Genomic DNA, 24,348 nt, shown 5'->3' with positions numbered 1-24,348 from the left:
TCATCTCCCAGCACATTCCGGGCGTTCAGGCCACCGCGGAGGTCACCAGCGCCTCGGTGGACAACATGCGCCTGATTGGCGCCAAGCGCGCGGACATCGCCTTCACCCTCAACGACACCGCCTACGACGCGTGGAGGGGGCTTGCGGACTTCCGGGGAGCCCCCATTCCCATCCGGGTGCTCGCGCCCCTTCTACGACAACTACAACCACCTGGTAACCTTGGAGGGAACCGGGATCAGCACCGTGGCGGACCTGCGGGGCAAGCGCGTCTCCGTGGGCTCCCCGGGGAGCGGCACGGAGGTCACGGCCCTGCGCATCCTCCGGGCCGCGGGTCTGGATCCAGACCGGGACATTCGCAAGGAGCGGCTGGGCGTAGCACCTAGCGCGGATGCCCTGCGGGATCGGAAGATCGACGCCTTCTTCTGGAGCGGGGGGCTCCCTACCCCCGCGGTGCTGGATCTCGCCAGTTCCCCCGGGATCCGGGTGCGCCTGGTGCCCCTTGATCCGGTTCTGGAGACCCTGCAAAGGGAGTACGGCAACCTATACGCCCGGGGCGTGATCTCCCGCATCGTCTATCCGGGGATGGATCGGGACGTGCCCACCGTGATCGTGGCGAACCTTCTGGTGGTGCATAAGGACTTTCCCGAGGAGCTCGCCTACGAGATCACCAAGCTGCTCTTCGAGCGTAAGCGGGAGCTGGAGACGGTACACGCGGAGGCGAAGAACATCAGCCTCCTGCGGATCGCGGGCCGTACCCCCATCCCGTTCCATCCCGGGGCCATCCGCTACTATCGGGAGAAGAACGTCCGGGGGTTCTGAGCCACTCAGCGGGGAATGGTGGATCCCGTAGCAGCCTCCCGGAGGGCCCGGACGGTAACCGCGGGGTCCTTGCCCGGCCCGAATACCGCGGAGGCGGCCACGAGGATGGTGGCACCTGCCTCCACCAGGGCCCGGGCGTTCCCCGGGTGGATCCCTCCGTCCACCTCGATGTCCACGGATAGCCCCCGGGCTTCCACCAGGGCCCGCAGCCGCCGCACCTTCTCCAGGCTTGCGGGGAGGAAGGCCTGACCGGAGAATCCCGGATTCACACTCATCACCAGCACCAGATCCACCTCAGGAAGGATCTCCTCCAGGACCCAGAGGGGGGTGGCAGGGTTGAGGGCCACGCCCGCCCGCAGGCCCAGCTTCCGGATCCGGCTCACTGTGCGGTGCAGGTGCGGGCACGCCTCCACGTGCACCGTGAGCCCCCACGCCCCCGCTTCCCAGAACGCCTCCAGGAACCGGTCGGGATCCGCCAGCATGAGGTGTACGTCCAGGGGTAGGTGGGTATGGCGGCGGAGGGCCTCCACCACGAGGGGGCCCACGGTGAGGTTGGGGGCGAAGTGGCCGTCCATCACATCCACGTGGAGCAGGTCCGCACCGCCCGCCTCCGCGCGGCTCACCTCCTCCCCCAGCCGCCAGAAATCCGCGGCGATGATGGAGGGTGCGATCCGGACCACCCGCCACCTCCGTCCCACCCGGGAGCTCCTGCGCCCGGGCTTTGCTGCACGCGTCGCGAGCAGTGTACCATAGGTTTCAGTTTCCGTGGCGTGGGTGGTGGTCTGCGTTCACGACGTGTGTCCCTCGCAGCAGGCGGGTGTGCGCTGGCTCCTGCGGGCCCTGGACGGTTTCGGAGCCTTTCCCCGGGTGCTCCTGGTGATCCCCCATGAGGGCGGGAGTACGCGGCTGGCGGATCATCCCGATCTGGTCCGGCTGCTGCGGGAGGAGAGGGAGCGGGGTTCGGAGGTGGTGCTGCACGGCTACACCCACCGGATCGCGGGACCCCTGCGGGGGAGCTGGGCCACCCGATGGCGGGGGCGGTGTTTCGCTCCCCGGGACGCGGAGTTCGCAAGCCTCCCGCAGGATGAGATGGAGGCCCGGATCCGGGCCGGGCGCTGGGCGCTGGAGGAGCTGGGAATTCCGGTACAGGGGTTCTGTCCGCCCGGGTGGCTCGCCACCCGGGAGCTCCCGGAGGTGCTGCGGCGCCTGGGTTTCCGGTACCTTCTGGGGATGAGCACTCTGCTGGAGGTCCAGACGGGCCGCCGGCGGCTCCTTCCTTGGTTCGGACACGTGGGTACGGGAGGGATACACGAGGCCCTGGTGGGGCTCGGGTGTTGGGTGGGGCTTGCCCTCGCGTGGCTGCGGTTTCCGTGCGTCACCGCCTTCTTCCACCCTCAGGACGCGCCTCGCTCATCCGTGGCGCGCGTCCGGCTGGCGCAGCTGGCCCGCCTCCTCCGCGGGCGACGTCCCACCACCTACGGAGCCCTCCTCGATGCCTGAACCGGAGTTCTCCATCGTCATCCCCGCCCGGGACGAGGAGGCCTACATCCAGGGAGCCCTCCGATCCGTGCTGGATCAGGATTACCCCCTCGACCGGGTGGAGGTGGTGGTGGTGGACAACGGCTCGCGGGATCGCACCGCGGAGGTGGTGTCCGCCTTCGCGAGGGAGCATCCGCACCTCTCCCTACGGCTCATCCGGGAACCCCAACCCGGGCGATCCCGGGCGAAGAACCTGGGAGTGGCCGCGGCGCGGGGCCGATGGGTGGTCTTCCTCGACGCGGATTCCCGCATGAGCCCGGGGCTCCTGGATGCCCTTGCCCGTCGCGCCGCGGCCGGCGAGCAGGCGGGCAGCATCGCGGTGCTCGCGGACTCCCTGGACCCCGTGGACCGGGGCTTTTTTGCCCTCCTGGAGTTCGGGAAGCGCCTGTTCGGCATCCGGGCCCAGATGTTCTACTGCGCCCGCGATCTGTTCAACCACTTCGGGATGCTGGACGCGCAGCTGCAGATCGCGGAAGACCTGGAGTTCCTCCAGCGGCTGCAGCGGGGCGGGATCCGGGTCGGGCACGTGACGGAAGAGGCCATCTACACATCCCCGCGTCGGCTGCGGGCCCTTCCCCTCCGCCTGGGTGTGCTGGTGGTGTTCTTCCGGTGGGCCCTGGCCCACGTGGGAATCGGACGCCGGTGGCCCTACTGAGTGGACGCCTGAGGTGGGAACCGGGCCCGGATTCGGGCTATGAGCTGCGCGACGGTGAACGGACGGGGGAGCATCTCCAGCCCCAACCGCCCTGCCTGCGCCCGTTCCACCGCACCCCCAAGGGCCAGAATGGGGGCCTGCGCTTCCTCCTTCAGGCGCAGGATAGTCTCGTCCGGCTCCTGCAGCGCCGTGAGGTCCAGCACCACCAGCCTCGGGCGAAGGCCCTCGCGCAGGAGGAGGCGGCCGTGCCGGACGGTGGGGACCGCGGCCACCCCGTAGCCCTCTTCTCCGAGCTGCGCCAACAGCAGCGACCGCAGCCTCCGGTCCGGCACGATGAGGAGGAGATCCACACCCCCAGGATAGGGCGTGGACAGAAGGTGTGGACTCCGGGAGGATAGAGGGGGAAGCTCGGTTCGCCTGAGGAGGGAGTTCCGTGGATCGTCCCGCGCGTGCCCTGCCGAAATTCCCCCTCCTCTACAGCGAGGCCTGTCTGCGCTACGACTTCGGCGGCGGGCACCCGCTGAACAGTCGGCGCCTCCAGCTCACCGTGGATCTCCTCCAGACCCTGGGGGTTCTGGAAGGGGAAGAGGTGGGGATCCTCCCGCCCCGGCAGGCCACGGAGGAGGAGCTGCGGATCGTGCACGACCCAGACTACATCGCCGCGGTCCGGGCCTTAGGGGCGGACCCCGCACAGCCTGTGCTGGGCCGGATGTTCGGGTTCGGGCCCGGAGACAACCCGCCCTTTGCCGGCATGCACGAGGCCGCAGCCACCATCGTGGGCGGTGCCCTGGTAGCTGCGGAGGGGATTGCAGGAGGGTACTTCGTGCACGCGTTTCATCCCTCCGGGGGGCTGCATCACGCCATGCGGGCGCAGGCAAGCGGGTTCTGCATCTACAACGATGTGGCCGTGGCGTGCGAGTTCTTCCAGCGACGGGGTTGGCGGGTGCTGTATGTAGATGGCGATGCCCATCACGGGGACGGGGTGCAGGCCATCTTCTACGACTCCCCGGAGGTCCTCACCGTCTCCCTGCACGAGAGCGGGGAGTACCTCTTTCCTGGCACGGGGTTCGTGAGCGAGACGGGGCGGGGTGCTGGGATGGGGTATGCGGTGAACGTGCCGCTCCTGCCGGGCACGGACGACCTCTCCTGGATCGAGTGCTTCGAGCTGGTGGTACCGGAGGTGGCGCGGGCATTCCGGCCCGATGTGATCGTTAGCCAGCACGGATGCGACACCCACCGGCTGGACCCCCTCACGGACCTCTGCTGCACCACGCACACCGCAGAGCACTTCGCCCGCCGGATGCACGAGCTCGCCCACGAGCTCTGCGCGGGTCGGTGGCTCGCCACGGGCGGGGGAGGCTACGAGATCTGGCGGGTGGTGCCCCGGGCGTGGGCCCTGGTGTATGCCGTGGTCTCCCACCAGCTCCTCCCGGAGGAGGTCCCCCCTTCCTGGATCGCCGCCTGGCAACCGGAATCCCCCGTGGAGCTCCCCAGGCGCATGCGGGACGATCCCTCCCAGGACGCGCCGGTTAGCCTCCGAAGGAGAAACCGGGAGGTGGCCCAGCGGGCCCGAGACCAAGCTCTGGCGGCACTGGGGGGATGAGGGTGCGTCCTGCAGACGTCTCACACCAGGGGCGGCCGGAGCAGGAGATCCCGGGTCTTAGCCGCGACCTCCCGGATCTCCGGGTGCGGGAGATCCGCAAGCTGATTGGCGATTTCCGCGGCCTGGAGGAGGATGCGCTGAAGATCCCCCTCCTGGGCATCCAGCTGCGCTGCCAGTGCCTCGAACGCCACGCCCCGTGCCCACAGGGTCGCGGCGGTGGCCCGTCGGTCCGCGGGCGATGGCACCAGGCGCCGCCGGATCCGGTCCCACTCCGGCTGGAACTCCTCCACGAAGGGGTCCGGCTGTAGCCCTGCCTCCGCCTCCCGGGCCGCGATCTCCCGGACCAGGGCCCGCAGGGCTCCCAGATCCGCGTCCTCCCCGCGCCTGGGTGCCTGCTCGCTGCTGAGGGCCGCCGCGTAAGCCGAAAGCCGCTCTGCCTCAAGCGGCAGGAGCCTCCTGCGGACCAGTTCCGCGAGCAGGAGGCTTCGGGGGTGCCGGAGGAGGGCCGCCCAGGCGCCTTCGGAGGTGGGCCGCAGGTTCGCGTCCAGGTAGCCGAAGGACTGCAGCACCCGGGCACGCCGCACAAACTCCTCCCGCAGCCCCTCCTCCAGCTCCCGGATGGTACGCTCCAATTCCCCGCGCCGACGCTCCCGCCGGCGCAGCTGCGGCAGGGACCGCGCGGGGCCGCTCGGGATCTGTGCCAGCAGGCGACGCAGCCGAGCGACCTCCTTCCGGCGCTGGAAAGCGGCAAGGGATCGGTCCAGCTCCGCGAGGGCCTCCTCCAGCGTTCGCCACCGGAGGAGGTTGAGGATGGAGGCGTAGCTGGGGGTGAAGGCGGACTGGATGGGCTCTGGTTCCGCGGAAAGCAGGGCCTCCCCGTCCGCAAGCTCCCCGGGCCGGGTGGCGGGGAGCACCACGAACCCTAGGGTATCCCGACCCCGACGCCCTGCCCGGCCTGCCATCTGGTGGAATTCCGTGGCGCTGAGCCCCACGGGACCTTCCGGGCTGTTGCGCACCAGGGTGGTGAGGAGGACGGTACGGGCGGGCACGTCCAGGCCTGCGGCTAGGGTGGTGGTGGCGCATACCGCGCGCACCAGGCCTCGTTCCAGGAAGTCCTCCACCACCATACGCCAGGCGGTGAGATGGCCCGCGTGGTGAGCGGCCACCCCCGCGCGCAGGAGGCTCCGGCGCTGCGGGTGATCCCGCAGATATGGGAACTCCGCCTCCCACCCTGCCCACGCCGAGATCCGTTCCTCCTCTCCCGGAGCCCGGGCCGTTGAAAGCCCCCGCACCGCCTCGTCGCACTGCCTGCGGGTAGGGAAGAAGAGGATGGCAGGCAGCAGCTGCGCCTGCTCCAGGGATCGCACCACCCGCCGGACCCAGTCCGGGGCCCGGTCCAACCGGGCCACCCGGTGGGCCAGCTCCAAGGGCAACAGACGACCCAGGCCGTCCGCGGCGATGGCCACGAGGGGCACGGGGCGGTGCTGTTCCTCCACAATGGTGGGCCTACGCCCCCGGACCTCCTGCATCCAGTCCGCGAGCTCCTGGAGGTTGGGAAGGGTGGCGGAGAGGAGGAGTAGGGTAGAGGTGGGCGGTGCATACAGGATGATCTCCTCCCATGCGGTGCCCCGTTCCGGATCGCTCAGGTAGTGGGCTTCGTCCAACACCATCAGGTCCGGCGCGATGCCTCCCTCGTAGAGGGCGTTCCGGAGGATCTCCGTGGTGGCCACGACCACGGGGGCCTGCGGATGGATGCGACGCTCGCCCGTGAGCAGGCCCACCCGGTCTGCGCCGTACAGACCGCAGAACCGTCGGTACTTCTGGTTGGAGAGGGCCTTGAGCGGCGTGGTGTACCAGGCGGTGCGGCCCTCCTCCAGTCCCTCCCGGATGGCCTCCTCCGCGATCCAGGTCTTGCCGCTGCCGGTAGGGGCTTCCACCAGCACGTCCCCGGTTCGAAGAGCCTGCAGGGCCCGGGACTGGAACGCGGAGGGGGTGAAGGGCTGTGGGGGTGGGCTTCCCACCTTCCGGAGGAGGGGCTGGAGGGCCGGATGGACACCGGATTTTCGCGTTCGCGTCCGCATCCCTTCCATGATACGCATGTAATCTAAATAGCGGGATGCCGGCCAACCTGACCCCGGAGTACCTGGCCGCGGAGCAGCGGTTCCGGGAAGCCTCCACGCCCCAGGAGAAGCTGGAGGCCCTGGAGGAGATGCTGCGCACCGTCCCCAAGCACAAGGGGACGGAGAAGCTCCAGGCGGACATCAAGCGCCGCATCGCCCGATTGCGGCAAGAGCTGCAGGTCCGCCGGGGGACTGCCCGCGCCCAGCCCTTCTACCACGTGGAGCGGGAGGGCGCGGGGCAGGTGGTCGTCATCGGACCCCCAAACGCGGGCAAGTCGAGCTTGGTGGCGGCCCTCACGAACGCCCAACCCGAGATCGCCCCCTATCCCATCTCCACCCGGGCCCCGGTCCCCGGCATGATGCGGTTCGAGGACGTCCAGATCCAACTGGTGGACACCCCACCCGTCTGCCCGGAGATGGACGAGGGGTGGCTGTACGCCCTCATCCGGGCCGCGGACGCGGCCCTCTTCGTGCTGGACTGCAGCGACGACGGCATCCTGTACCTGGAGGACGCGCTGAGGTTGCTCCCTGCCGGCCGGGTGTTCCTAGAGCCGGAGGACGCGCCCGCGAAGGAGGACCCCTCCCTCCCCCGGGGAGCCCGCAAGCGCACCCTGGTGGTGGCCAATAAGTGGGATCTCCCTCGGGCGGAGGAGAACCTCCGGGTTTTGGAGGAGTTGGTGGGCGATCGCCTTCCCGGCTCTCCCATCCCCGTCTCCGCGGTCACGGGCTATGGCCTAGAGCAGCTGCCTGGCAGGATCTTTCGGATGCTGGGCGTGATCCGGGTCTACAGCAAGCCCCCGGGCCGCAAACCGGACCTCTCTGCTCCCTTTGTCCTCCCGCGGGGTGCTACGGTGCTGGACGCCGCGGAGGCCATCCACAAGGAGCTCGCGGAGCAGCTGAAGTACGCCCGGCTGTGGGGCCGGACGTACCAGGGGCAGATGGTGCGCCGGGATCACCCGCTGGAGGACGGAGACATCCTCGAACTGCACGGCTAGTACGCGAAGCACGGCACAGAAATTGCTTTATCCCTGAGGCTGCGTGGGCATGTTCTGGAAAAAGCCCGGTCCGCAGGGACGTACAGAGGAGCTCCACAATCCACTGGACCTCCTGTGGGATCTCGTACCCGTTCCCCTCCTGCACGTAGGGGCGGATGGGCGGATCCTGCGGGCGAACGAGGCGGCCGGCCGCCTGGTAGGCCTCCGGGCTCCTTCCCTGGTGGGGTTTGCGTTCCGGGATCTGGTGGAGCGCTCCAGCGATTCCAGGAGGTTCTTCCAGGGCCTTCCCCCGCACCCGCGGGGGGGCCGCCTCCGCTTGCGGCGGATCAGCGGAGAGGTGGTGGAGGTGGAGGCCCGGGCGAGGAGGGCCCCGGACGGCTCCGCGTACCTGGTGCTCTCCGAACCTCCGGGGCTCTACGGACCGGTCCCGGTGGAGTGGATCCGGGGTGCCATCGCGGATCTGCCCGTGGCGGTAGGGATCTACGACCCAGAGGGCAACGCGGTCGTCACCAATCCCGCGTGGCATCGGCTGTTCGGCATCCCCCGCGAGCAGGCGCCGGGGCATCTGCTCCAGGACGGCACGGTCTTCGGTCCAGTGGACCGGCCGCTGCTGGAAGCGGCGCTGCGGGGGCACGTGGTGCGCCTCCCCCCCCGGAAGTGGACTCCCTCCGACGGAAGCACCCCGCGCATGGTGGAGGTGGTCCTGGCGCCACTCCGGGACCCCCGGGGGATGATACACCACCTCGCCGCCTTCGCCTACGACGTCACCGGCCGCTGGCGGATCGAGGAGAGCCTGCGGGAGTCCGAGACCCGGTACCGGGTGCTCATCGAGGGGTCTCCGGACGCCATGTTCCTGCTGGAAGATGGGCTCTTCCGGTTCGTGAATCGGTCCTTTGTCCACATGTTCGGCGTCTCCTCCGTGGAGGCGGTACACCGGATGGGGCTGCTGGCCCTGTGCGTGGAGGAAGATCGACCCCGGCTGGCCCAGTACCTCGCGGATCGTCTGGCGCAGAGGGGCCGGGAGGAGGCGGTGGTGTTCCGGGGCAGGCGGTCAGACGGGGGCATGATCACGTGCGAGCTGCGGGCGAACCGGGTGCTGCTCGAGGGGAAACCTGTCCTCATGGGGATCCTCCGGGACATCACCCATGAGCGTCGCATGGAAGAGGCCCTCCGGTTCCAGGCGGAACTGTTGGAGTGCGTGCACGACGCCATCATCGCCACGGACTGGGAGGGACGCATTCTGTACTGCAACCGGGCCTGCGAGACGCTCTATGCGTGGCGGGCGGAGCAGGTGGTGGGCCGCCGGCTCCAGGATCTGCTCAGACCGGAGGGCCGTCCCTTTGACCTGGACCGGATCCGGGCCATTCTCCAGCGGGCGGGGCGGTGGCGGGGGGAGCTGCAGCACCGCCGGGAGGACGGACGGCTGCTCTGGCTTTCGGCCACCCTCTCCGTGCACCGAAACGAGGTGGGGGAGACGGTGGGGATCGTGGGCGTGTACCGGGACGTGACGGAGCAGAAGCGCCTGGAGGAGCAGCTCATCCAGGCCCAGAAGATGGAAAGCCTGGGGACCCTGGCGGGCGGAATCGCCCACGACTTCAACAACATCCTCGGATCCATCGTGGGCTACCTCGGCCTCATCAAGGAGGACCTTCCTCCGGAAGCCACCTTCCGTCAGTACCTCGAGGTGGTGGAGCGCAGCGCCCTGCGGGCCAGTGAGCTCACCCGCCAGCTCCTGGGATTCGCCCGCAGGGGGAAGTTCACGGTCCAGCGGGTGCAACTCAGGACCCTCTGCGAGGAGGTGCTGAGCCTGTTCCGGAGCACCCTCCACGAGCGGATCGAGATCCAGACCCGCTTCCCGGAGGATTTGCCCGAGGTGGAGGGAGACCCTGGGCAGCTGCAGCAGGTGATCCTGAACCTGTGCATGAACGCCAAGGACGCCATGCCGCAAGGCGGGATCCTAACGCTGGAGCTCGGGGAGGCCCTCGCGGACGATCCCACCTCCCAGGGGCCTCCGAACCTCCGACGCTACGTGGTGCTCACCGTCCGGGACACCGGGGTGGGCATGGACGACTACGTGAAGAGCCGGGTCTTCGAGCCCTTCTTCACCACCAAGGAGCCCGGGAAGGGCACGGGACTCGGCATGGCCATGGTGTACGGGATCGTGCGCAACCACGGTGGGTTCGTAGACCTCCAGAGCCAGGTGGGCAAGGGGACCACGGTTCAGGTGTACCTGCCCGTACCGGTGGAATGGCAACCCCAACCCCAGGAGGAGGAAGCAACGGGCGTGGCGGAAGGATCCGGAGAACTCATCCTCGTGGTGGACGATGAAGAGCCCCTGTGCAACCTGCTGCGGGAGGTCCTCACCCGCCGCGGCTACCGGGTCCTGGTGGCCCGCAGCGGGGAGGAGGCCCTGGAGCTCTACCAGCAGTGGCGGGACGAGGTGGACCTTGTGATCCTGGACATGATCATGCCCGGGATGAGCGGACAGGAGGTCTTCGAGGCCCTTCTGAGCCTCAACCCTCAGGCCCGCGTGCTCCTCAGCAGCGGCTACACCCAGGAAGGGGCTGCGGGAGAGCTCCTGCGGAAGGGAGCTAGGGGATTCCTGCAGAAGCCTTACCTCATTCCGGAACTCACCGCCAAGGTGCGGGAGGTCCTGGAGCAGAAGGACGGCTGATCCCGGAGGACTCCTTGCCCACCCTGGTGGTGCTGTACGGGGACCAGGCGGGAGAGGAGTTGCCCCCGAGGCCCTGCGGGTGCTTTCCCCGGACGTGACGGGCCTCGAGCTGGAGTTCCTGCGCTTCGACTGAGCCTTGAGACCCCACGGGCTAGCTGTAACCGCGTGGTGTACGAGGCCGCGGAAGCCCTCAAAGTGTACGGCGCGGGTCTCAAGGCCGCCACCATCACCCGGAGTTCACGGAGGAAGTGGTCCGGCGGATCCGGGGGAAGCGATGGGCTCAGGGGCAGGGGTCCCGCCGCCCCTCTACCGTAGGGGTCTGCGGGAGTTCCCTACACCCTGCGGGATTTTCCGGAACCGGTACCTCCGGGACGGGGGTCTCCGGGGAGAGGTGGATGTCCGACCGCGCGTGCGGGAGGACCGCGGGCACCAGCTCCCCCAGGATCACCTGGAGGGCCGCCGCCACGGGGATGGAGAGCAACACGCCCACGATCCCCATGAGTGCCCCGCCCACGAGCACCGCGAAGATGGCCAGGATAGGGGACAATCCCACTGCCCGGCTCATCACCCGCGGCACGAGGACGTTCTGTTCGATCTGCTGGGCGAGAACGTAGAGGACGATCACCGCCACCAGCTTCCACGTGGGCTGGAACAGAGCCACCACCACCGCGGGGATGGCACCCAGGAACGGGCCCACCACCGGGATGAGCTCCGTGAGTCCTGCCACGAGCCCCAGAAGAAACGGGTAGGGGATCCCGATGAGGATGAGACCCACCGTGTCGATGGCGAAGATGGAAAGGGCCAGCACGAAGGTCCCACGCAGCCACCCGCTGAACCTCTGGGCGATGCGGTCCAGGACCAGGGTCACAAGCGGCCGGCGCTCTACGGGCCACAGGCGCAGAAACCCCCGCTTCAGCCGGGGCCCCTCGAGGAGCATGTAGATCACGATCACCAGGACTGTGGTGACGGTGAAGAGCCCGCTTACGAACCGGCCGAAGACCTGAGCCGCGGTGCCGAAGTACTGAACGAAGTTCTGCAGCTCCTGGGGGAGCCGGCTGAGCCACCGGCTCGCGTCCGGCACCCATGGAAACCGTGCCCGCAGCTGCGCGAGCCACTCCTCCGCCTCCTGCACGTACTCCGGCAGGTGGGCCAGGAGAGCGCTGAATTGCTGCACCACGGGCGTGAGGAGGATGGTGAGCATGAGCACCAGGGCCGCGAGGATGAGCACCACCACCAGGAGGAGGGCGGGCCCCTTGCCCAGAGGTCGGCCGCCCGGGAGCCGGGTCCGCTCCAGGGTGCCCACCGTGGGCGCGAGGCCCGCGGCCAGGATGGCGGAGACGAGGAAGAGCACGAGGATGTCCGCAAGACGCACCAGCAGCCACAGCACCCCGTAGGTGGCGGCCACCACCAGGGTGACGATGAGGGCGTGGACGGCGACCTCGGCTCGCTGCATGGGGCCCCTTTGACAGGATACGGGGTTCCGGCCTATGATCCTCGTGGCAGTTTGCGTTCCGCGGTAGCTCAACGGTAGAGCGCCCGGCTGTTAACCGGGGGGTTGCAGGTTCGAATCCTGCCCGCGGAGCCATCTCTCCGATCTCCCCTAGGCGGCACGGATCTTGCATGTTCCGTCGGTGGGAGCCACCTGGGAGGATTCCGGAATGCGCCCCCGGCTCGGCGAGATCCTTCTGCGGGCCAACCTCATCACCCCTGAACAGCTGGAGGAGGCTGTATGCCTCCAGCGGCAGACGGGACTCCGGATCGGCGCGGCCCTCATCCAGCTGGGGTACGCCTCCGAGGACGACGTGGCGTGGGCGCTCGCCACCCAGCTGCAGACCCCTTACGTCCACGCCTCACCGGAGATGGTGGATCCTGCGGCCGTCCAGCTCCTGCCCGCCCACCTGATGGAGCGGTTCGAGGTCTTTCCGCTCCTCGTCTCCGGGGACGAGCTGACCCTGGTGATGGGGGATCCCACGGATGCGGAAGCCATCGCGGAGGTGGAGCGGGCCACCGGTCTCAGGGTCGTACCCGCGGTGGACCTCCCGAGCAACATCCGCCGGCTCATCCGGTCATTCACCCGGGGCCGCAGGTCCAGGGGGAGCCCGGAGCTGGCGGAGGTCCAGTTCCATCTGAGCGTGGCCGCGCAGGCCGGGGCCCACGAGGTCTACTTCGAGCCTTCCGGTTCCGGGGTTTGGATTCGCTACCGTACCCGGGCGGGATTGGTGGAGAGCCGGGGTCCCCGGGTGGACCCGGGGACCCTTGCCCGACTCGCGGAGGACCCCGGTCCCCTCCGCTTTCGGGTCCCCCTGGTGGACCGCACGGTGATCGCGGTCCTCCGAGCGCTCCCGGTAACCGGCGGCCACGCGCTGGTGGGGATTCTGGAGCCGGAAACCCCTCCCGCTCTAGCCACCATGGGTCTCGATCCCGCGATCCGAGAGGAGGTGGAAAGGATTCTGCGGTCCGGGGGACTCCTGGTGGTGGGTTCTCCAGATGACCTCTTCCGCCGCCGGCTTTTGCGGGCGTTGGCCCAGCGGACTGCCCGCTACGCAGGCTCCCGAACCGTGGCCGCGGGCCTCCGGTCCCCCCACCCTCTGGAGGAGGTGCTGGAACTGGAATCCTGGGAAGCCCTTGCGGAGACCCATGCGGAGTGCGTGGTCGTGGACGCGGGCTGGGACCTGGGGATCGCGGGGCGGCTGTGCCGGACCCTGAGGCCGGGCAGTACCCTCGTGTTGGGCCTCCCGTACCTGCGGGTGAGCTGGGCCCTGGAGGGGCTGCTCTCCCTGGGTCGCCTCTTGGTGGAGCGCTTTTTCACGGGGGCGCTGTGTGGGATGCCCGTGGTGGCGCTCTGCTCCTGTGCAGAGGTACACCCATCCCCGCCGCCGGATTGGCCAGCTACGCCTGCCCCGACCCGGTGGGGCTCCGCGCTGGGCTGCGAGCGGTGCCGGAACACGGGGTACGAGGGACAGATCCCCATCTACGAGTGGTACCGAGCCGGCCCGGACTTGGCCGCGGTGCTTCGGGCCTCGATCCACGCTGTTCCGGAGCTGCTGGCCCCGGCGCTCTCCCCTTCCCTCGGAGGCCTGCGCCCGGGCTGCGGTGGAGCACCTGCGGGTGGACCCCCAGGCGGTGGCGCCCCTCCTACAGACCCGTGCGTGAGGAGAAAACCGTGGACATTACGGATCTTCTGATCCTGGCACGGGAACGGGACGCCTCCGACCTCCACCTCACGGTGGGGAGTCCCCCGCGCCTGCGGGTGCGGGGGGAGCTGGTGGACGTGGAGGGGTGGCCGCCCCTCACCCAGGAGGACCTCCACGCCATGCTCTACGACGTCCTCACGGACGCCCAGAAGGCCAGATTTGAGGAGCACCTGGACCTGGATTTCGCCCTGGAGCTGCAGAATCTCGGCCGGTTCCGGGTGAACGTCTTCCGCCAACGCACGGGCGAGGGGGCGGCCTTCCGGGTGATCCCCTCCCGGATTCGATCCCTGGAGGAGCTGGGGCTTCCTCCGGTGCTGCGCGATCTCGCGCTGCGGGAGCACGGCCTCATCGTGGTCACCGGGCCCGCGGGCAGTGGCAAGAGCACTACCCTGGCGGCCATGGTGGACCTCATCAACGCAACCCGCCGGGTGCACATCATCACCATCGAGGACCCCATCGAGTTCGTGCACCTCCACAAGAAGGCCCTCATCAACCAGCGGGAGGTGGGGGTGCACGCGAAGTCCTTCAGCGCGGCACTCCGTGCGGCCCTGCGGGAGGACCCGGACGTGATCCTGGTGGGCGAGATGCGGGATCTGGAGACCATCGCCCTGGCCCTCACCGCGGCGGAGACCGGACACCTGGTCCTGGCCACCCTCCACACCAGCAGCGCGGCCCAGACCATCAATCGGATCATCGACGTCTTCCCCAGTCATCAGCAAGAGCAGATCCGGGTACAGCTGGCGGAGACCCTGGTGGCGGTCATCGCCCAGATCCTGCTCCCCACCGCGGACGGCCTCGGTCGAGTTCCCGCGGTGGAGGTGATGGTGGCGACCCCCGCGGTCCGCAACCTCATCCGGGAGAGCAAGGTGCACCAAATCCCCTCCGTGATCCAGACGGGCCTCAAGGACGGGATGCAGAGCATGGACCAGAGCCTGCGGCACCTGGTGAAGACCGGAAAGATCACGCCCGAGGTGGCCGTGCGGTGGGCCACGGAAAAGCAGGCCTTCGCCCGGCCGGGCCTGGGCGGAGCGGGTTCGGTCCAGAGCGCCTGGAAGTAGCGGAAGGCGGCCATGGACGTGCATGACCTCCTGCGGGAGATGGTGGAGCGGGACGCCAGCGACCTCTACGTAAAGGTGGGTTCCCCGCCCACCTTCCGGGTGCACGGGGAGCTCCAGCCGGGGTCGTGGGATCGGGTGACTCCGGAGATGAGCCGGGCCCTGGCGGATCAACTGTTGGACGAGGAGCAGCGCCGGCAGCTGCGCACGGAGCAGAACGTGGACCTAGCCTACAGTTTCCCCGGGGTGGGTCGGTTCCGGATCAACGTCTACCAGCAGCGGGGGTCCATCGCCTTCGTGGCACGCCGGGTGCGCATGGACATCCCCTCCTTCCAGCAGCTGGGTCTCCCGGAGATCCTGGCGGAGCTCGTGATGCGACCGAGGGGACTCGTGTTCGTCACCGGCCCCACGGGCTCCGGGAAGAGCACCACCCTCGCGGCCATGATCGATTACCGGAACCGTCACGCCTCCGGCCACATCATCACCATCGAGGATCCCATCGAGTTCCTGCACCCCGACAGGCGCAGCCTGGTGAGCCAGCGGGAAGTCGCTACGGACACCCCGAGCTTCCACCACGCCCTGCGGGGAGCCCTACGCCAGGCCCCCGACGTCCTCCTCATCGGGGAGATGCGGGACCGGGAATCCGCGGACGCGGCCCTGTACTTCGCGGAAACCGGGCACCTGGTGCTCAGCACCTTGCACTCCATCAATGCGAGCCAAACCCTGGAGCGACTCCTGGCCTTCTTCCCCATGGACCAAGCGCAGGAGGTGCTGCACCGCATCTCCCTCACCCTGGAGGGCATCGTCAGCCAGCGCCTGGTGCCCCGATCGGATGGGCAGGGTCGGGTGGTGGCCGTGGAGGTGATGGTGGCCACGCCCCGCATCCGGGAGCTCATCCGGCGTGGGGACTTCGCGGGGATCAGGGCGGCCATCCAGGCGGGGAGCGGGGAGGGAATGCAGACCTTTGACCAGGCCCTGTACACGCTCTACCGCAAGGGGCTGATCTCCCTGGAGGACGCCCTCCGGGCCGCGGATTCCCCCAACGATCTGCGCCTGCGCATCCGGGGCCTGGCATAGGGGCCCGTGGGTTCCCCCCCCCAAAAATTTTGCCTGACCTCGAAGAAGGTCATTGACAGGTGCCCCGCGGGCGTGATACATAGGGACTTGAAATTCCCATAAGGAGTTTTGTCCGTGGGCCAGGACGCCCACACCACTTGGTGTGGGCGTCCTTCTTTTTTAGATCCGTCCGGAGCAGGAGGCGTTTCATGCGACGGGTTGTGGGGATCCTGGTCCTCCTGATGCTGTGTGCGGTCCTGCCTGCGTGGGGCGCGGATCCCAGCGGGGCAGAGACCATCAAGCAGAAGCCGGAAGCCGCGGTGAACTTCGCCTGGACCCTCGTGGCGGCGTTCCTGGTGTTCTTCATGCAGGCGGGATTCGCCCTGCTGGGCGCTGGGCTCATCCGATCCAAGAACACCGTGAACTACCTGACGAAGAGTTACATGGACTTCAGCATCGCCGCCCTCTCCTACTGGGCGTTCGGATTTGCCCTCATGTTCGGAGGTAGCCAGCTCAGCAGCGGCCTGGAACACGGGAATGCGTGGATCGGACTCTCCGGGTTCTTCCTGAGCGGGGCAGCCTACGACGTCACCACCATCCTGTACTGGTTCTTCCAGATGGTCTTCGCGGCCACCGCGGCCACCATCGTGGCCGGGGCCATGGCGGAGCGGACGAAGATCACCGCCTACCTGGCCTACAGCTTCATCGTGTCCGCGGTGATCTACCCCATCTACGGGCACTGGGTGTGGGGGGGCGGGTGGCTGGCGAACCTGCCGTTCGGGGTGGGAGCCCGGGACTTCGCGGGTTCTGGGGTAGTCCACGCGGTCGGGGGGCTGCTGGGGCTCGTGGGCGCTGCCATGGTTGGCCCCCGCCTCGGCAAGTACAACCCGGATGGCACCCCGAATCCCATCCCTGGCCACAACATGACCTACGTGGTGATCGGAACCTTCATCCTGTTCTTCGGGTGGTTCGGCTTTAATCCCGGCAGCACCCTGGCCGCCACGGACCTGCGCATCTCCGTCATCGCGGTGAACACCTTCCTGGCGGGCGCCGCGGGTGCGGTGGTGGCCCTGTACGCGAGCCTGGTGCGCACAGGGAAGGCGGACATCACCATGGCGTGCAACGGCGCGCTGGCAGGGCTCGTGGGGATCACCGCGCCGTGTGCCTACGTGCCCACCTGGGCGGCGGTGGTGATCGGGGCCATCGCGGCCCTCGTGATGATGTGGAGTCTCGGGTTCGTGGAGCGGACCCTCAAGGTGGACGACCCCGTGGGCGCGGTCTCCGTGCACGCGGCCGGAGGTCTGTGGGGGCTGCTGGCCGTGGGGATCTTCGCGGACGGCACGTACGGAGGCGTACGGGGCCTCATCGTCGGGGAAGTGGGGCAGCTCATAGCCCAACTGATCAGCATGGGGGTGGTCACCGCATGGTCGCTGATCACGGGATACCTGATGTTCGCTCTGATCCGCAGCACCATCGGTCTCCGGGCCTCGCGGGAGGAGGAGCTGCAGGGGCTCGACCTGCCGGAGCACGGCACGCCCGCGTACGTCCTGGAGTCCACCCTGGTGCCCGCGGGGGGAGCATGAAATCCACGGATCGGGAGGGAACACCACCATGGAGGCATGGCTCGCTCTGGGAACCTTCATTGCCCTGTTCTGCGCCTGGGTGGTTCTCCCCAGCCGCATCCTCCGGGGCCGCCGCCCCACGGAGGAGGATGGTGGATAGCGTCCGAACTCCTGCAGACCACAGAGGGAGGGAAGCGACATGAACAGAGGGAGGGAAGCGACATGATGGGAAAGACGGTACAGGACGTGTTGAGATTGGTGAAGGAGAAGAACATCCAGATGGTGGACCTCCGCTTCACGGACGTGCCCGGGGTGTGGCAGCACGCCACCATTCCCGCCTCGGCCCTGGACGAATCTACCTTCAAGAAGGGAGTGGGATTTGACGGTAGCAGCATCCGGGGCTTCCAGGCCATTCAGGAGAGCGACATGCTGCTCCTGCCGGACCCCTCCACGGCCTTCGTGGACCCCTTCCTGCAGATCCCGACCCTGGTGATGATCTGCGACGTGGTGGATCCCGAAACCCGGGCCCCCTACAGCCGGGATCCCCGGTACGTGGCCAGGAAGGCGGAGGCGTACCTCAGGGAAACGGGGATCGCGGAGGTAAGCTACTGGGGACCGGAGATCGAGTTCTTCATCTTCGACCACGTGACCTACGAGGTGCTCCCGCACCGCATGGGCTACTGCATCGACAGCCGGGAGGGGATCTGGAACACGGGGAACGACGAGGGGAAGAACCTGGGGTACAAGATCCGGCCCAAGGAGGGCTACTTCCCCACTCCCCCCAGCGACACCTTCCAGGACATCCGCAGCGAGGCGGCCATGATCCTGGAGCAGATCGGCATTCCCGTGGAGATGCACCACCACGAGGTGGCCACCGCAGGCCAGGCGGAGATCGACATGGAGCGGGACAGCCTGATCCGGATGGCGGACAAGGTGATGATCTACAAGTACGTGATGCGCAACGTGGCCCGTCGGCACGGCTGCACCGTCACCTTCATGCCCAAGCCCCTGTTCGGGGATAATGGGAGCGGCATGCACACCCACCAGAGCCTGTGGAAGGACGGCCGCAACCTCTTCTACGCGGAAGGGCGGTACGCGGAGCTCAGCGACCTGGCCCTTCACTACATCGCGGGCCTGCTGACCCACGTGGACGCGGTGCTGGCCTTCACCAGTCCCACCACGAACTCCTACAAGCGCCTGGTGCCCCACTACGAGGCTCCGGTGAACGTGGCCTTCAGCAAGCGGAACCGCAGCGCCTGCATCCGCATCCCCATGTACTACACGGGGCCGGAAGCGGCACCCAGCAAGCGCATCGAGTTCCGGCCCCCGGATCCCAGCTGCAACCCGTACCTGGCGTTTGCGGCTATGCTCATGGCAGGACTGGACGGAATCCGGCGTAAGCTGGATGCCTCCCCCTTCGGCCCCCTGGACGTGAACACCTATGAACTCCCGCCGGAGGAGGCGGCCCGGGTGAAGAGTGTGCCGGGCTCGCTCGGGGAGGTCCTCGACGCCCTGAAGCGGGATCACGAGTTCCTCCTGGAGGGAGACGTGTTCACTCGGGACCTGATTGAGACCTGGATCGGCTACAAGCGGGAGAAGGAGCTGCACGAGGTGAACATCCGGCCGCATCCCTACGAGTTCTACCTGTACTTCGACGTGTGACCGCGGCGTCCGCGCACACGGGCCAGGACGCCCCCGGTTTTCAGCCGGGGGCGTTTTCCTTTCAGGAGGTGGGTATGCGGATCCTCATCGCGGACGACGAACCCCTCATCCGGATGGGTGTGCGCCGGATCCTGGAGGAGGCCGGGCACGAGGTGGTAGGGGAGGCGGCCTCGGGACGGGAGGCCCTGGAACTGGTGGATCGACTGCAGCCCGATCTCCTCGTGCTGGACATCCGCATGGAGCCCACGGACGGGATCGAGGTAGCCCGACGGGTGGCGGGAAGGCTGCCCGTGGTCTTCCTCACCGCCTACGGCGACCGGGAGCTCCTGTTGGCGGCCGAGGAGGTGGGTGCCTACGCGTACATCACCAAACCGTTGGTGGAGTCGGAGCTGCTGGCGACGGTGACCCTGAGCTACCAGCGGTTCCAGGAGGTGCGGAAAGCCCGGGAGGCCCTGGAGACACGGAAGCTGGTCGAGCGGGCGAAGGGCATCCTGATGAAACGGCTGGGCCTGGACGAGGAGGAGGCGTACCGTCTGATCCAGCGGCGAGCCCGCAACCAGCGCAGGACCATGCGGGAGGTGGCCCAGGCCATCCTCGACTCCGACGCCCTGATCTCCCAGCGCCGTCCGCCCCGATGACCGCAGCCGGCTTGCCCGGACTCCTCGGGCGACCGCGGCAGGGAGGGACCTAGGAGGGGGAGAAAATCCACCCCGGATGGCGTGGCTGGAGGAAACCCTCGTCATCCTCCTGCTGCTTCTGGCCAACGCGGCCTTCGCCGCGTTGGAGACCGCGGTGCTCACGGCCCGGACAGTCCGGCTGGAGCGCCTGCAGAGGACGGGGGAGCGGGGGGCGGAAGCAGCTCTATATCTGGTACGTCACCGGGATCGGTTCCTGGCCGCGGTCCAGGTCGGGATCACCCTGGTGGGGACCTTAGCCTCCGCGTATTCGGGGGTCCGCATCGCACAGCCCCTCGCCGTGCTCCTCCAGGGCTGGCCTCCTCTCGCCCCCTACGCGGAGCCCGTGGCCCTGGGCCTCGTGGTGGTGTTCCTGACGTTCCTCTTCCTCGTGGTGGGGGAGCTTGTGCCCAAGCGGGTGAGCCTGGAGCGGGCGGAGGAGGTGGCCGTAGCCCTCGCGCCCGCCATGCGGAGCTTCACGCGCCTCGTGGCACCCGCGGTGGGGCTGTTGACTGCGGCCACGAACGCGGTGCTGTGGTTGGTGGGACTGGGGCGGCTCCCGGCCCAGCGCATGACCCTGGAGGACTTCGGCGTGCTGGTGGAGGAGAGCGCACGGACGGGGTTGCTGCGGGAGACCACGGCCAAGGTGCTGGCGGACGTGGCACGCGTAGCGAACCGGCGCCTGGAGGAGATCATGACCCCGCGCACGGAGCTGGTGGGCCTCCCCGTGCACGCCACCTGGCCGGAGGTGCTCCGCACCGTCCGCGGCTCCACCTACTCCCGCTTCCCCGTCTACGAGGGGGATCTCGACCACATCGTAGGGGTGCTGTACGCCCGGGACTTGGTGGGATGCCCCGAGGGGGAGGACTGGCGGAACCTGGTCCGGAGCGTTCCGAGCCTCCCGGAGACCGTGCGGGTCCTGGAGGCCCTCCGGGTGCTCCAGGAGCACCGGACTCATGCGGCGGTGGTGCTGGATGAGTATGGGGGAACCGCAGGCTGGGTCACCCTGGAGGACATCCTGGAGGAGATCGTGGGGGAGATCCCCTCGGAGTATGGCGCGGAGGAGCCGGAGATCGTGGTGCGAGAAGATGGATCCCTGCTGGTGGACGGTCTCACCCCCCTTTACCAGCTCCTCTCCCGTCTGGGCTTGGAGGAGGAAACCGTGGACACCGGAGAGGCCACCACCGCGGCGGGTCTCGTGCTCCACCTCACGGGCCGCATCCCCTCCGTGGGGGAGAAGGTAGGGTTCGGGAGGTACGAGATCGAGGTGGTGGACCTGGACGGTCGGCGCATCGACAAGCTGTTGGTACGCCCGAAGGCTTCCTAACGCTGCAGCCGGCGACTGAGCTCCCGCAGGAGGCGGCCTACGGCCTCCATCTCCCGTTGGTATCCTCCGAGATCCCCAGCGCGCAGCAGGCGCTGGGCCCGCTCGTAGTGTGCCAGGGCTCGGGCAACCAGCTCCGCGGAGCGGGCGTCCAGATCTCCCGTGGACCCCGCCGGAGCGGCCCTCTCCACGGCGGGAAGGGGTCCGAAGACCCGGGCGAGGGCTGCCTCCAGGGTATCCTCCATGGCGATGCGGGGCCCGTGGGCCACGATCACCCGCTTGAGCTCGGGGAGTTGGCTCGTCTCCGCCCGCAGGAAGATGGGTTCCACGTACAGGAGGGAATCCTCCAGGGGGACCACCAGCAGGTTCCCCCGGATCACTCGGGAACCCTGCTGGTTCCACAGGGTGAGCTGGGCGCTGATCTGGGGATCCTGGTCGATCCGGGATTCCACCTGCATGGGCCCGAACACCACCCGCTCCTTGGGGAAGAGGAACACCCGCAGCTCTCCCAGGTGGGGAGGATCGTTGCGGGCCGCAAGCCAGGCCGTCATGTTCTCCCGGCGCTGGGCGGTCATGGGAAGAATGAGGACAAACTCGGGCCCCGGCTCCCCGGGCAACCGCAGGGTCACGTAGTACGGCTCCATGCGCTGCTGCTGTCCCGCGAAGATCTCCGTGGGCCAGGACCACACGTCCTCCCGGTTATAGAACACCCGGGGATCCCGCATGTGGTAGGTGGCGTACACCTGGGCCTGCAGCTCGAAGAGGTCCACGGGGTACCGGAGGTGCTCCCGCAACTCGGGAGGGATGTGGTCTGCGGGCTGGAACAGTCCCGGAAAGATGCGGGCCCAGGTACGGATGAGGGGATCCGAGGGGTCCACCACGTAGAAGTCCGTGGTACCGTGGTAGGCGTCCACCACCACCTTCACCGCGTTGCGGATGTAGTTGATGTCCCCCACGGGCTGCGCGTACGGGTACCGGTTGCTGGTGGTGTAAGCGTCCAGGATCCAATACAGACGGCCCTGGGCGATCACGATGTAGGGATCTGCGTCGTACCGCAGGAACGGCGCGAGCCGCCGCGCCCGTTCCCCCACCGTGCGGGCGAAGAGCACCCGGCTCTCCCGGGTGATTTCCGTGGAGAGAAGGATCCGCAGATTCCCGAACCGGGTGGCGAAAGCTAACCGCCGGAGGGGGTGGGAGAGGGGAATCCCCCCCCGGCCCTCGTACCGGGTGGTGACGTTCTCCTCCCCCCGGGGGTAGTCGAACTCCGGCACCCGGGTGCGCACGATCACGTAGTGGTGGGTGCGTTCCCCGAAGTAGATCTCGGGCCGGGTGATCCGAAGCTCCGCAAACCGTGCCTGCGGCGGCAGATCCCGGATCCACAGCTCCGGCAGTCCCTCCGCGGAGGCCTGGTTCACGGGGCTTGCCACCACCCCATATCCGTGGGTATAGACCAGGTGCTCGTTCACCCAGGTGCGGGCCTGCGGCGGGAGCCGGGAGAGATCCAGTTCCCGGGCCGCCAGCATGAGCTGGCGCGACCGGCCCCCGATGCGGTAGCGGTCGATGTCCACGTCGTGGAAGGTGTAGTAGGCCCGCAGGGCCTGCAGCTGCCGGTAGGTTTCCAGCAGCGGCCGGTAGTCCCAAAGCCGCACGTTCTCCAGGGTATCCCGGTTTCGTTCGAGGGCTTCCGGGGGGAGCCGCTCCGCCGCGGGAAAAACCTGCGCACGCACCCCCTCCAGCCCGAAGGCGGCCCGGGTGGCCCGGATGTGGTGGGCGAGATAGGGGGTCTCCCGGGTGAGCTCGCTGGGGGCCACCACCAACTGCTGCACGAGGCCGGGCAGCAGCCCCACGCCTACAAACCACGCCAGGAGCTGGACCGCCACCACGCCCGCGGCGAACCGCACCGTGCGCAACCACACGTTCGCAAACAGGAGGCCCGCGGCCACCAGGGAGAGGAAAAAGAGGAGGTTCAGGGCGGGCAGGCGGGCGTGCAGGTCCGCATACGTCATCCCGAAGAACAGCCCTCGCTGGGAGGTCATCAGCTCCAGGGCGTCGAGCCGGAAGCCCGCGGCCCGCACCAGGAACAGCAACGCCAGGAGCACGGAGAGGTGGGTCCGGGCCCCGGGCGAGAGGGCCCACACGCCCCGGACCGCGAAGGCCGCGGTGTCCAGCAGGTACCCGACGGTCACCCCCACGAAGGCGAACAGCAGCCACCCCCACGCCAGGTCTACCAGGAACCGCCAGAAGGGCAGCCGCAGCAGGTAGGTGGAGAGGTCGAGTCCGAAGATGGGGTCTTGGGTGCCCGCGGGCTGGGCGTGCAGGAACTGCTGGAAGCTCACCCATTGCCCCGTGCTCGCCAGGGCCGCGAGGAACGCGATCCCCGAGCAGATGGCGAGGACGGTGCGGCGGGGCCACGGGGATGGTACCCGGGGGCGGAAACGCCCACCGTCCCGGTACAACTCGATGACCTCCGGGCGAGCCCACCGCCGCAGAAAGGGCCGCGCGTTGAGGTAGAGGAGTACGAATACGAAGGCGAAGACAGACCCTCCTACCAGGAGTCTGGACAGGAAGGGAATCCAGAACACCCGGGGATACCCGAGCTCCACGAACCACAGCCACTCCGTGTACCAGTAGGCCACGGCTGGCCAGAGCACCAGCGAGAGCACGAGCAGAAGCGCGAGCAGCAGCCGCAGGGGAATCCTCACCGCGCCTTCTCCTGCCCCTGGGGAGGACGCCTGCGGCCCCACATCCAGCTCAGGGCGAGGAGGGTGAGGCCCGCGAGGGCGGCCATGCGGGGGAGTCGGAGGGACAGGTGGGGGAGCGGGTAGACGGTGATCCGCACTTCCGTCCCGCAGTGGGGGCAGGTGGGGAAGTAGTCGAGTCCACCCGGCCTGTCAGAGGGCACCCCTTCCCGGATCCCGATCACGAACCGCACGGGACCCCGACAGACCGGACAGGTGAACTCCACGTGGTGCGGGAGGGAAAGGGTCTGCGACATAACCTCCTCCATCCCGCCTTCATCCTAACATCTCCGCACAGGGCCTGGCGGGTTCGTGTATGATGGGCGAGGGGAGCTGGTGCCCGGAATCCCTGGATGGGAGTGTGTGATGCCCACGCGGGAGGAGATCATCGAGGTCCTGAAGACCTGCTACGACCCGGAGATCCCGGTGAACGTCTGGGACCTGGGGCTCATCTACGACATCCAGCAGGACAACGGCCGGATCTTCATCCGGATGACCCTCACAGCCATGGGCTGCCCCATCGGTCCCATCCTGGCGGAGGAGATCCGCACGAAGTTGCTGGAGCTCCCGGGGGTGGAGGAGGTGGAGGTGGAGATCGTCTTCTCGCCACCGTGGACACCCGAGCGCCTCACGGAGGAGGGGCGGCTCGTGCTGCAGAGCATGGGCTTCCCGGTGTAG

General features: G+C 68.4%; 20 protein-coding genes, 1 tRNA gene and 2 pseudogenes. 17 read left to right on the top strand and 6 right to left on the bottom strand.

Annotated elements, in window-relative coordinates; all coding sequences use genetic code 11:
• Positions 1-141: 141 nt before the first annotated feature.
• The gene (locus N0A24_00690; protein MCS7171928.1) at positions 142-819 is read left to right on the top strand and encodes a TAXI family TRAP transporter solute-binding subunit; all 678 of its coding nucleotides are present in this window, start codon (positions 142-144) and stop codon (positions 817-819) included.
• Positions 820-824: 5 nt separating this feature from the next.
• Here N0A24_00690 and rpe read toward each other — a convergent pair whose 3' ends face one another.
• Positions 825-1,499 (bottom strand): ribulose-phosphate 3-epimerase, encoded by a 675-nt coding sequence (rpe, locus tag N0A24_00685; GenBank protein MCS7171927.1) that lies wholly within the window; start codon positions 1,497-1,499, stop codon positions 825-827.
• Positions 1,500-1,584: 85 nt separating this feature from the next.
• Between rpe and N0A24_00680 the strand changes: the two genes are divergently transcribed.
• Positions 1,585-2,319 (top strand): DUF2334 domain-containing protein, encoded by a 735-nt coding sequence (locus N0A24_00680; protein ID MCS7171926.1) that lies wholly within the window; start codon positions 1,585-1,587, stop codon positions 2,317-2,319.
• A complete protein-coding gene (locus tag N0A24_00675) occupies positions 2,312-3,013 on the top strand; it encodes a glycosyltransferase (GenBank protein ID MCS7171925.1) in 702 nt (233 codons plus the stop codon). The genes N0A24_00680 and N0A24_00675 overlap by 8 nt, the downstream gene beginning before the upstream one ends.
• Here N0A24_00675 and N0A24_00670 read toward each other — a convergent pair.
• Positions 3,007-3,363 carry a hypothetical protein gene (locus tag N0A24_00670; GenBank protein MCS7171924.1) on the bottom strand — a complete coding sequence of 119 codons (357 nt, stop codon included), beginning with the start codon at positions 3,361-3,363 and terminating at the stop codon, positions 3,007-3,009. The genes N0A24_00675 and N0A24_00670 overlap by 7 nt on opposite strands.
• A gap of 83 nt (positions 3,364-3,446) precedes the next feature.
• Here N0A24_00670 and N0A24_00665 point away from each other — a divergent pair, with 83 nt between their 5' ends.
• Positions 3,447-4,616, top strand: a complete 1,170-nt coding sequence (locus tag N0A24_00665) for an acetoin utilization protein AcuC (GenBank protein MCS7171923.1) — start codon at positions 3,447-3,449, stop codon at positions 4,614-4,616.
• A gap of 20 nt (positions 4,617-4,636) precedes the next feature.
• Here N0A24_00665 and N0A24_00660 read toward each other — a convergent pair whose 3' ends face one another.
• Complete coding sequence (locus tag N0A24_00660; protein MCS7171922.1) at positions 4,637-6,697, bottom strand: DEAD/DEAH box helicase; 2,061 nt, start codon at positions 6,695-6,697, stop codon at positions 4,637-4,639.
• Between the two features lie 35 nt (positions 6,698-6,732).
• On the opposite strand from N0A24_00660, the gene N0A24_00655 reads away from it, so the two are divergent.
• The 3 genes and pseudogenes from N0A24_00655 (at position 6,733) to N0A24_00645 (ending at position 10,636) form a co-directional block, all read left to right on the top strand.
• A complete protein-coding gene (locus tag N0A24_00655; GenBank protein ID MCS7171921.1) occupies positions 6,733-7,731 on the top strand; it encodes a TGS domain-containing protein in 999 nt (332 codons plus the stop codon).
• 49 nt (positions 7,732-7,780) lie between these two features.
• Positions 7,781-10,405 (top strand): PAS domain S-box protein, encoded by a 2,625-nt coding sequence (locus N0A24_00650; GenBank protein ID MCS7171920.1) that lies wholly within the window; start codon positions 7,781-7,783, stop codon positions 10,403-10,405.
• Positions 10,405-10,636 (top strand): annotated as a pseudogene (locus tag N0A24_00645) (isocitrate dehydrogenase). The gene N0A24_00650 and the pseudogene N0A24_00645 overlap by 1 nt, the downstream one beginning before the upstream one ends.
• A 49-nt stretch (positions 10,637-10,685) precedes the next feature.
• Here the strand turns inward: N0A24_00645 and N0A24_00640 are convergent.
• Positions 10,686-11,858 (bottom strand): AI-2E family transporter, encoded by a 1,173-nt coding sequence (locus N0A24_00640; GenBank protein MCS7171919.1) that lies wholly within the window; start codon positions 11,856-11,858, stop codon positions 10,686-10,688.
• 57 nt (positions 11,859-11,915) lie between these two features.
• On the opposite strand from N0A24_00640, the gene N0A24_00635 reads away from it, so the two are divergent.
• The 9 genes and pseudogenes from N0A24_00635 to N0A24_00595 all read left to right on the top strand — a co-directional run bounded on the left by N0A24_00635 (position 11,916) and on the right by N0A24_00595 (position 20,935).
• Positions 11,916-11,990 (top strand) — tRNA-Asn (locus tag N0A24_00635).
• A gap of 73 nt (positions 11,991-12,063) precedes the next feature.
• A complete protein-coding gene (locus N0A24_00630) occupies positions 12,064-13,590 on the top strand; it encodes a hypothetical protein (protein ID MCS7171918.1) in 1,527 nt (508 codons plus the stop codon).
• Positions 13,569-14,657: a type IV pilus twitching motility protein PilT gene (locus tag N0A24_00625; GenBank protein MCS7171917.1), complete on the top strand. Its 1,089-nt coding sequence runs from the start codon at positions 13,569-13,571 to the stop codon at positions 14,655-14,657. Before N0A24_00630 ends, N0A24_00625 begins: the two co-directional genes overlap by 22 nt.
• 12 nt (positions 14,658-14,669) lie before the next feature.
• Entirely contained in the window at positions 14,670-15,731 is a 1,062-nt protein-coding gene (locus tag N0A24_00620) for a PilT/PilU family type 4a pilus ATPase (GenBank protein MCS7171916.1), read from the top strand.
• Between the two features lie 188 nt (positions 15,732-15,919).
• Positions 15,920-17,293, top strand: coding sequence for an ammonium transporter (locus N0A24_00615; GenBank protein MCS7171915.1), 1,374 nt, complete (start codon positions 15,920-15,922; stop codon positions 17,291-17,293).
• 201 nt (positions 17,294-17,494) lie between these two features.
• Positions 17,495-18,934, top strand: coding sequence for a type I glutamate--ammonia ligase (gene glnA / locus N0A24_00610; GenBank protein MCS7171914.1), 1,440 nt, complete (start codon positions 17,495-17,497; stop codon positions 18,932-18,934).
• Positions 18,935-19,008: 74 nt separating this feature from the next.
• Positions 19,009-19,572 (top strand): response regulator, encoded by a 564-nt coding sequence (locus tag N0A24_00605; protein MCS7171913.1) that lies wholly within the window; start codon positions 19,009-19,011, stop codon positions 19,570-19,572.
• Between the two features lie 76 nt (positions 19,573-19,648).
• Positions 19,649-20,395: pseudogene (locus tag N0A24_00600) on the top strand (CNNM domain-containing protein).
• 123 nt (positions 20,396-20,518) lie between these two features.
• Positions 20,519-20,935, top strand: a complete 417-nt coding sequence (locus N0A24_00595) for a CBS domain-containing protein (GenBank protein MCS7171912.1) — start codon at positions 20,519-20,521, stop codon at positions 20,933-20,935.
• On the opposite strand, the gene N0A24_00590 is transcribed toward N0A24_00595, so the two are convergent.
• Complete coding sequence (locus N0A24_00590; protein MCS7171911.1) at positions 20,932-23,634, bottom strand: UPF0182 family protein; 2,703 nt, start codon at positions 23,632-23,634, stop codon at positions 20,932-20,934. The two genes, N0A24_00595 and N0A24_00590, sit on opposite strands and share 4 nt — an antisense overlap.
• Positions 23,631-23,927, bottom strand: coding sequence for a hypothetical protein (locus N0A24_00585; GenBank protein ID MCS7171910.1), 297 nt, complete (start codon positions 23,925-23,927; stop codon positions 23,631-23,633). The genes N0A24_00590 and N0A24_00585 overlap by 4 nt, the downstream gene beginning before the upstream one ends.
• Positions 23,928-24,036: 109 nt before the next feature.
• Here N0A24_00585 and N0A24_00580 point away from each other — a divergent pair, with 109 nt between their 5' ends.
• Positions 24,037-24,348 (top strand): iron-sulfur cluster assembly protein, encoded by a 312-nt coding sequence (locus tag N0A24_00580; GenBank protein MCS7171909.1) that lies wholly within the window; start codon positions 24,037-24,039, stop codon positions 24,346-24,348.

This window comes from Armatimonadota bacterium (genome assembly GCA_025059775.1).
Lineage (GTDB): Bacteria > Sysuimicrobiota > Sysuimicrobiia > Sysuimicrobiales > Sysuimicrobiaceae > Sysuimicrobium.
Note: the sequence above shows the minus strand (reverse complement) of the source record. Positions and strands in the feature narration are given on the sequence as shown.

Bases quoted from the DNA above. Each gene is read 5' to 3' on its own strand.
- N0A24_00675 (MCS7171925.1), top strand. From the start codon at position 2,312: ATGCCTGAACCGGAGTTCTCCATCGTCATCCCCGCCCGGGACGAGGAG.
- N0A24_00660 (MCS7171922.1), bottom strand. From the start codon at position 6,697: ATGCGGACGCGAACGCGAAAATCCGGTGTCCATCCGGCCCTCCAGCCC.
- N0A24_00655 (MCS7171921.1), top strand. From the start codon at position 6,733: ATGCCGGCCAACCTGACCCCGGAGTACCTGGCCGCGGAGCAGCGGTTC.
- N0A24_00650 (MCS7171920.1), top strand. From the start codon at position 7,781: ATGTTCTGGAAAAAGCCCGGTCCGCAGGGACGTACAGAGGAGCTCCAC.
- N0A24_00640 (MCS7171919.1), bottom strand. From the start codon at position 11,858: ATGCAGCGAGCCGAGGTCGCCGTCCACGCCCTCATCGTCACCCTGGTG.
- N0A24_00630 (MCS7171918.1), top strand. From the start codon at position 12,064: ATGCGCCCCCGGCTCGGCGAGATCCTTCTGCGGGCCAACCTCATCACC.
- N0A24_00620 (MCS7171916.1), top strand. From the start codon at position 14,670: ATGGACGTGCATGACCTCCTGCGGGAGATGGTGGAGCGGGACGCCAGC.
- N0A24_00615 (MCS7171915.1), top strand. From the start codon at position 15,920: ATGCGACGGGTTGTGGGGATCCTGGTCCTCCTGATGCTGTGTGCGGTC.
- glnA (MCS7171914.1), top strand. From the start codon at position 17,495: ATGATGGGAAAGACGGTACAGGACGTGTTGAGATTGGTGAAGGAGAAG.
- N0A24_00605 (MCS7171913.1), top strand. From the start codon at position 19,009: ATGCGGATCCTCATCGCGGACGACGAACCCCTCATCCGGATGGGTGTG.
- N0A24_00585 (MCS7171910.1), bottom strand. From the start codon at position 23,927: ATGTCGCAGACCCTTTCCCTCCCGCACCACGTGGAGTTCACCTGTCCG.
- N0A24_00580 (MCS7171909.1), top strand. From the start codon at position 24,037: ATGCCCACGCGGGAGGAGATCATCGAGGTCCTGAAGACCTGCTACGAC.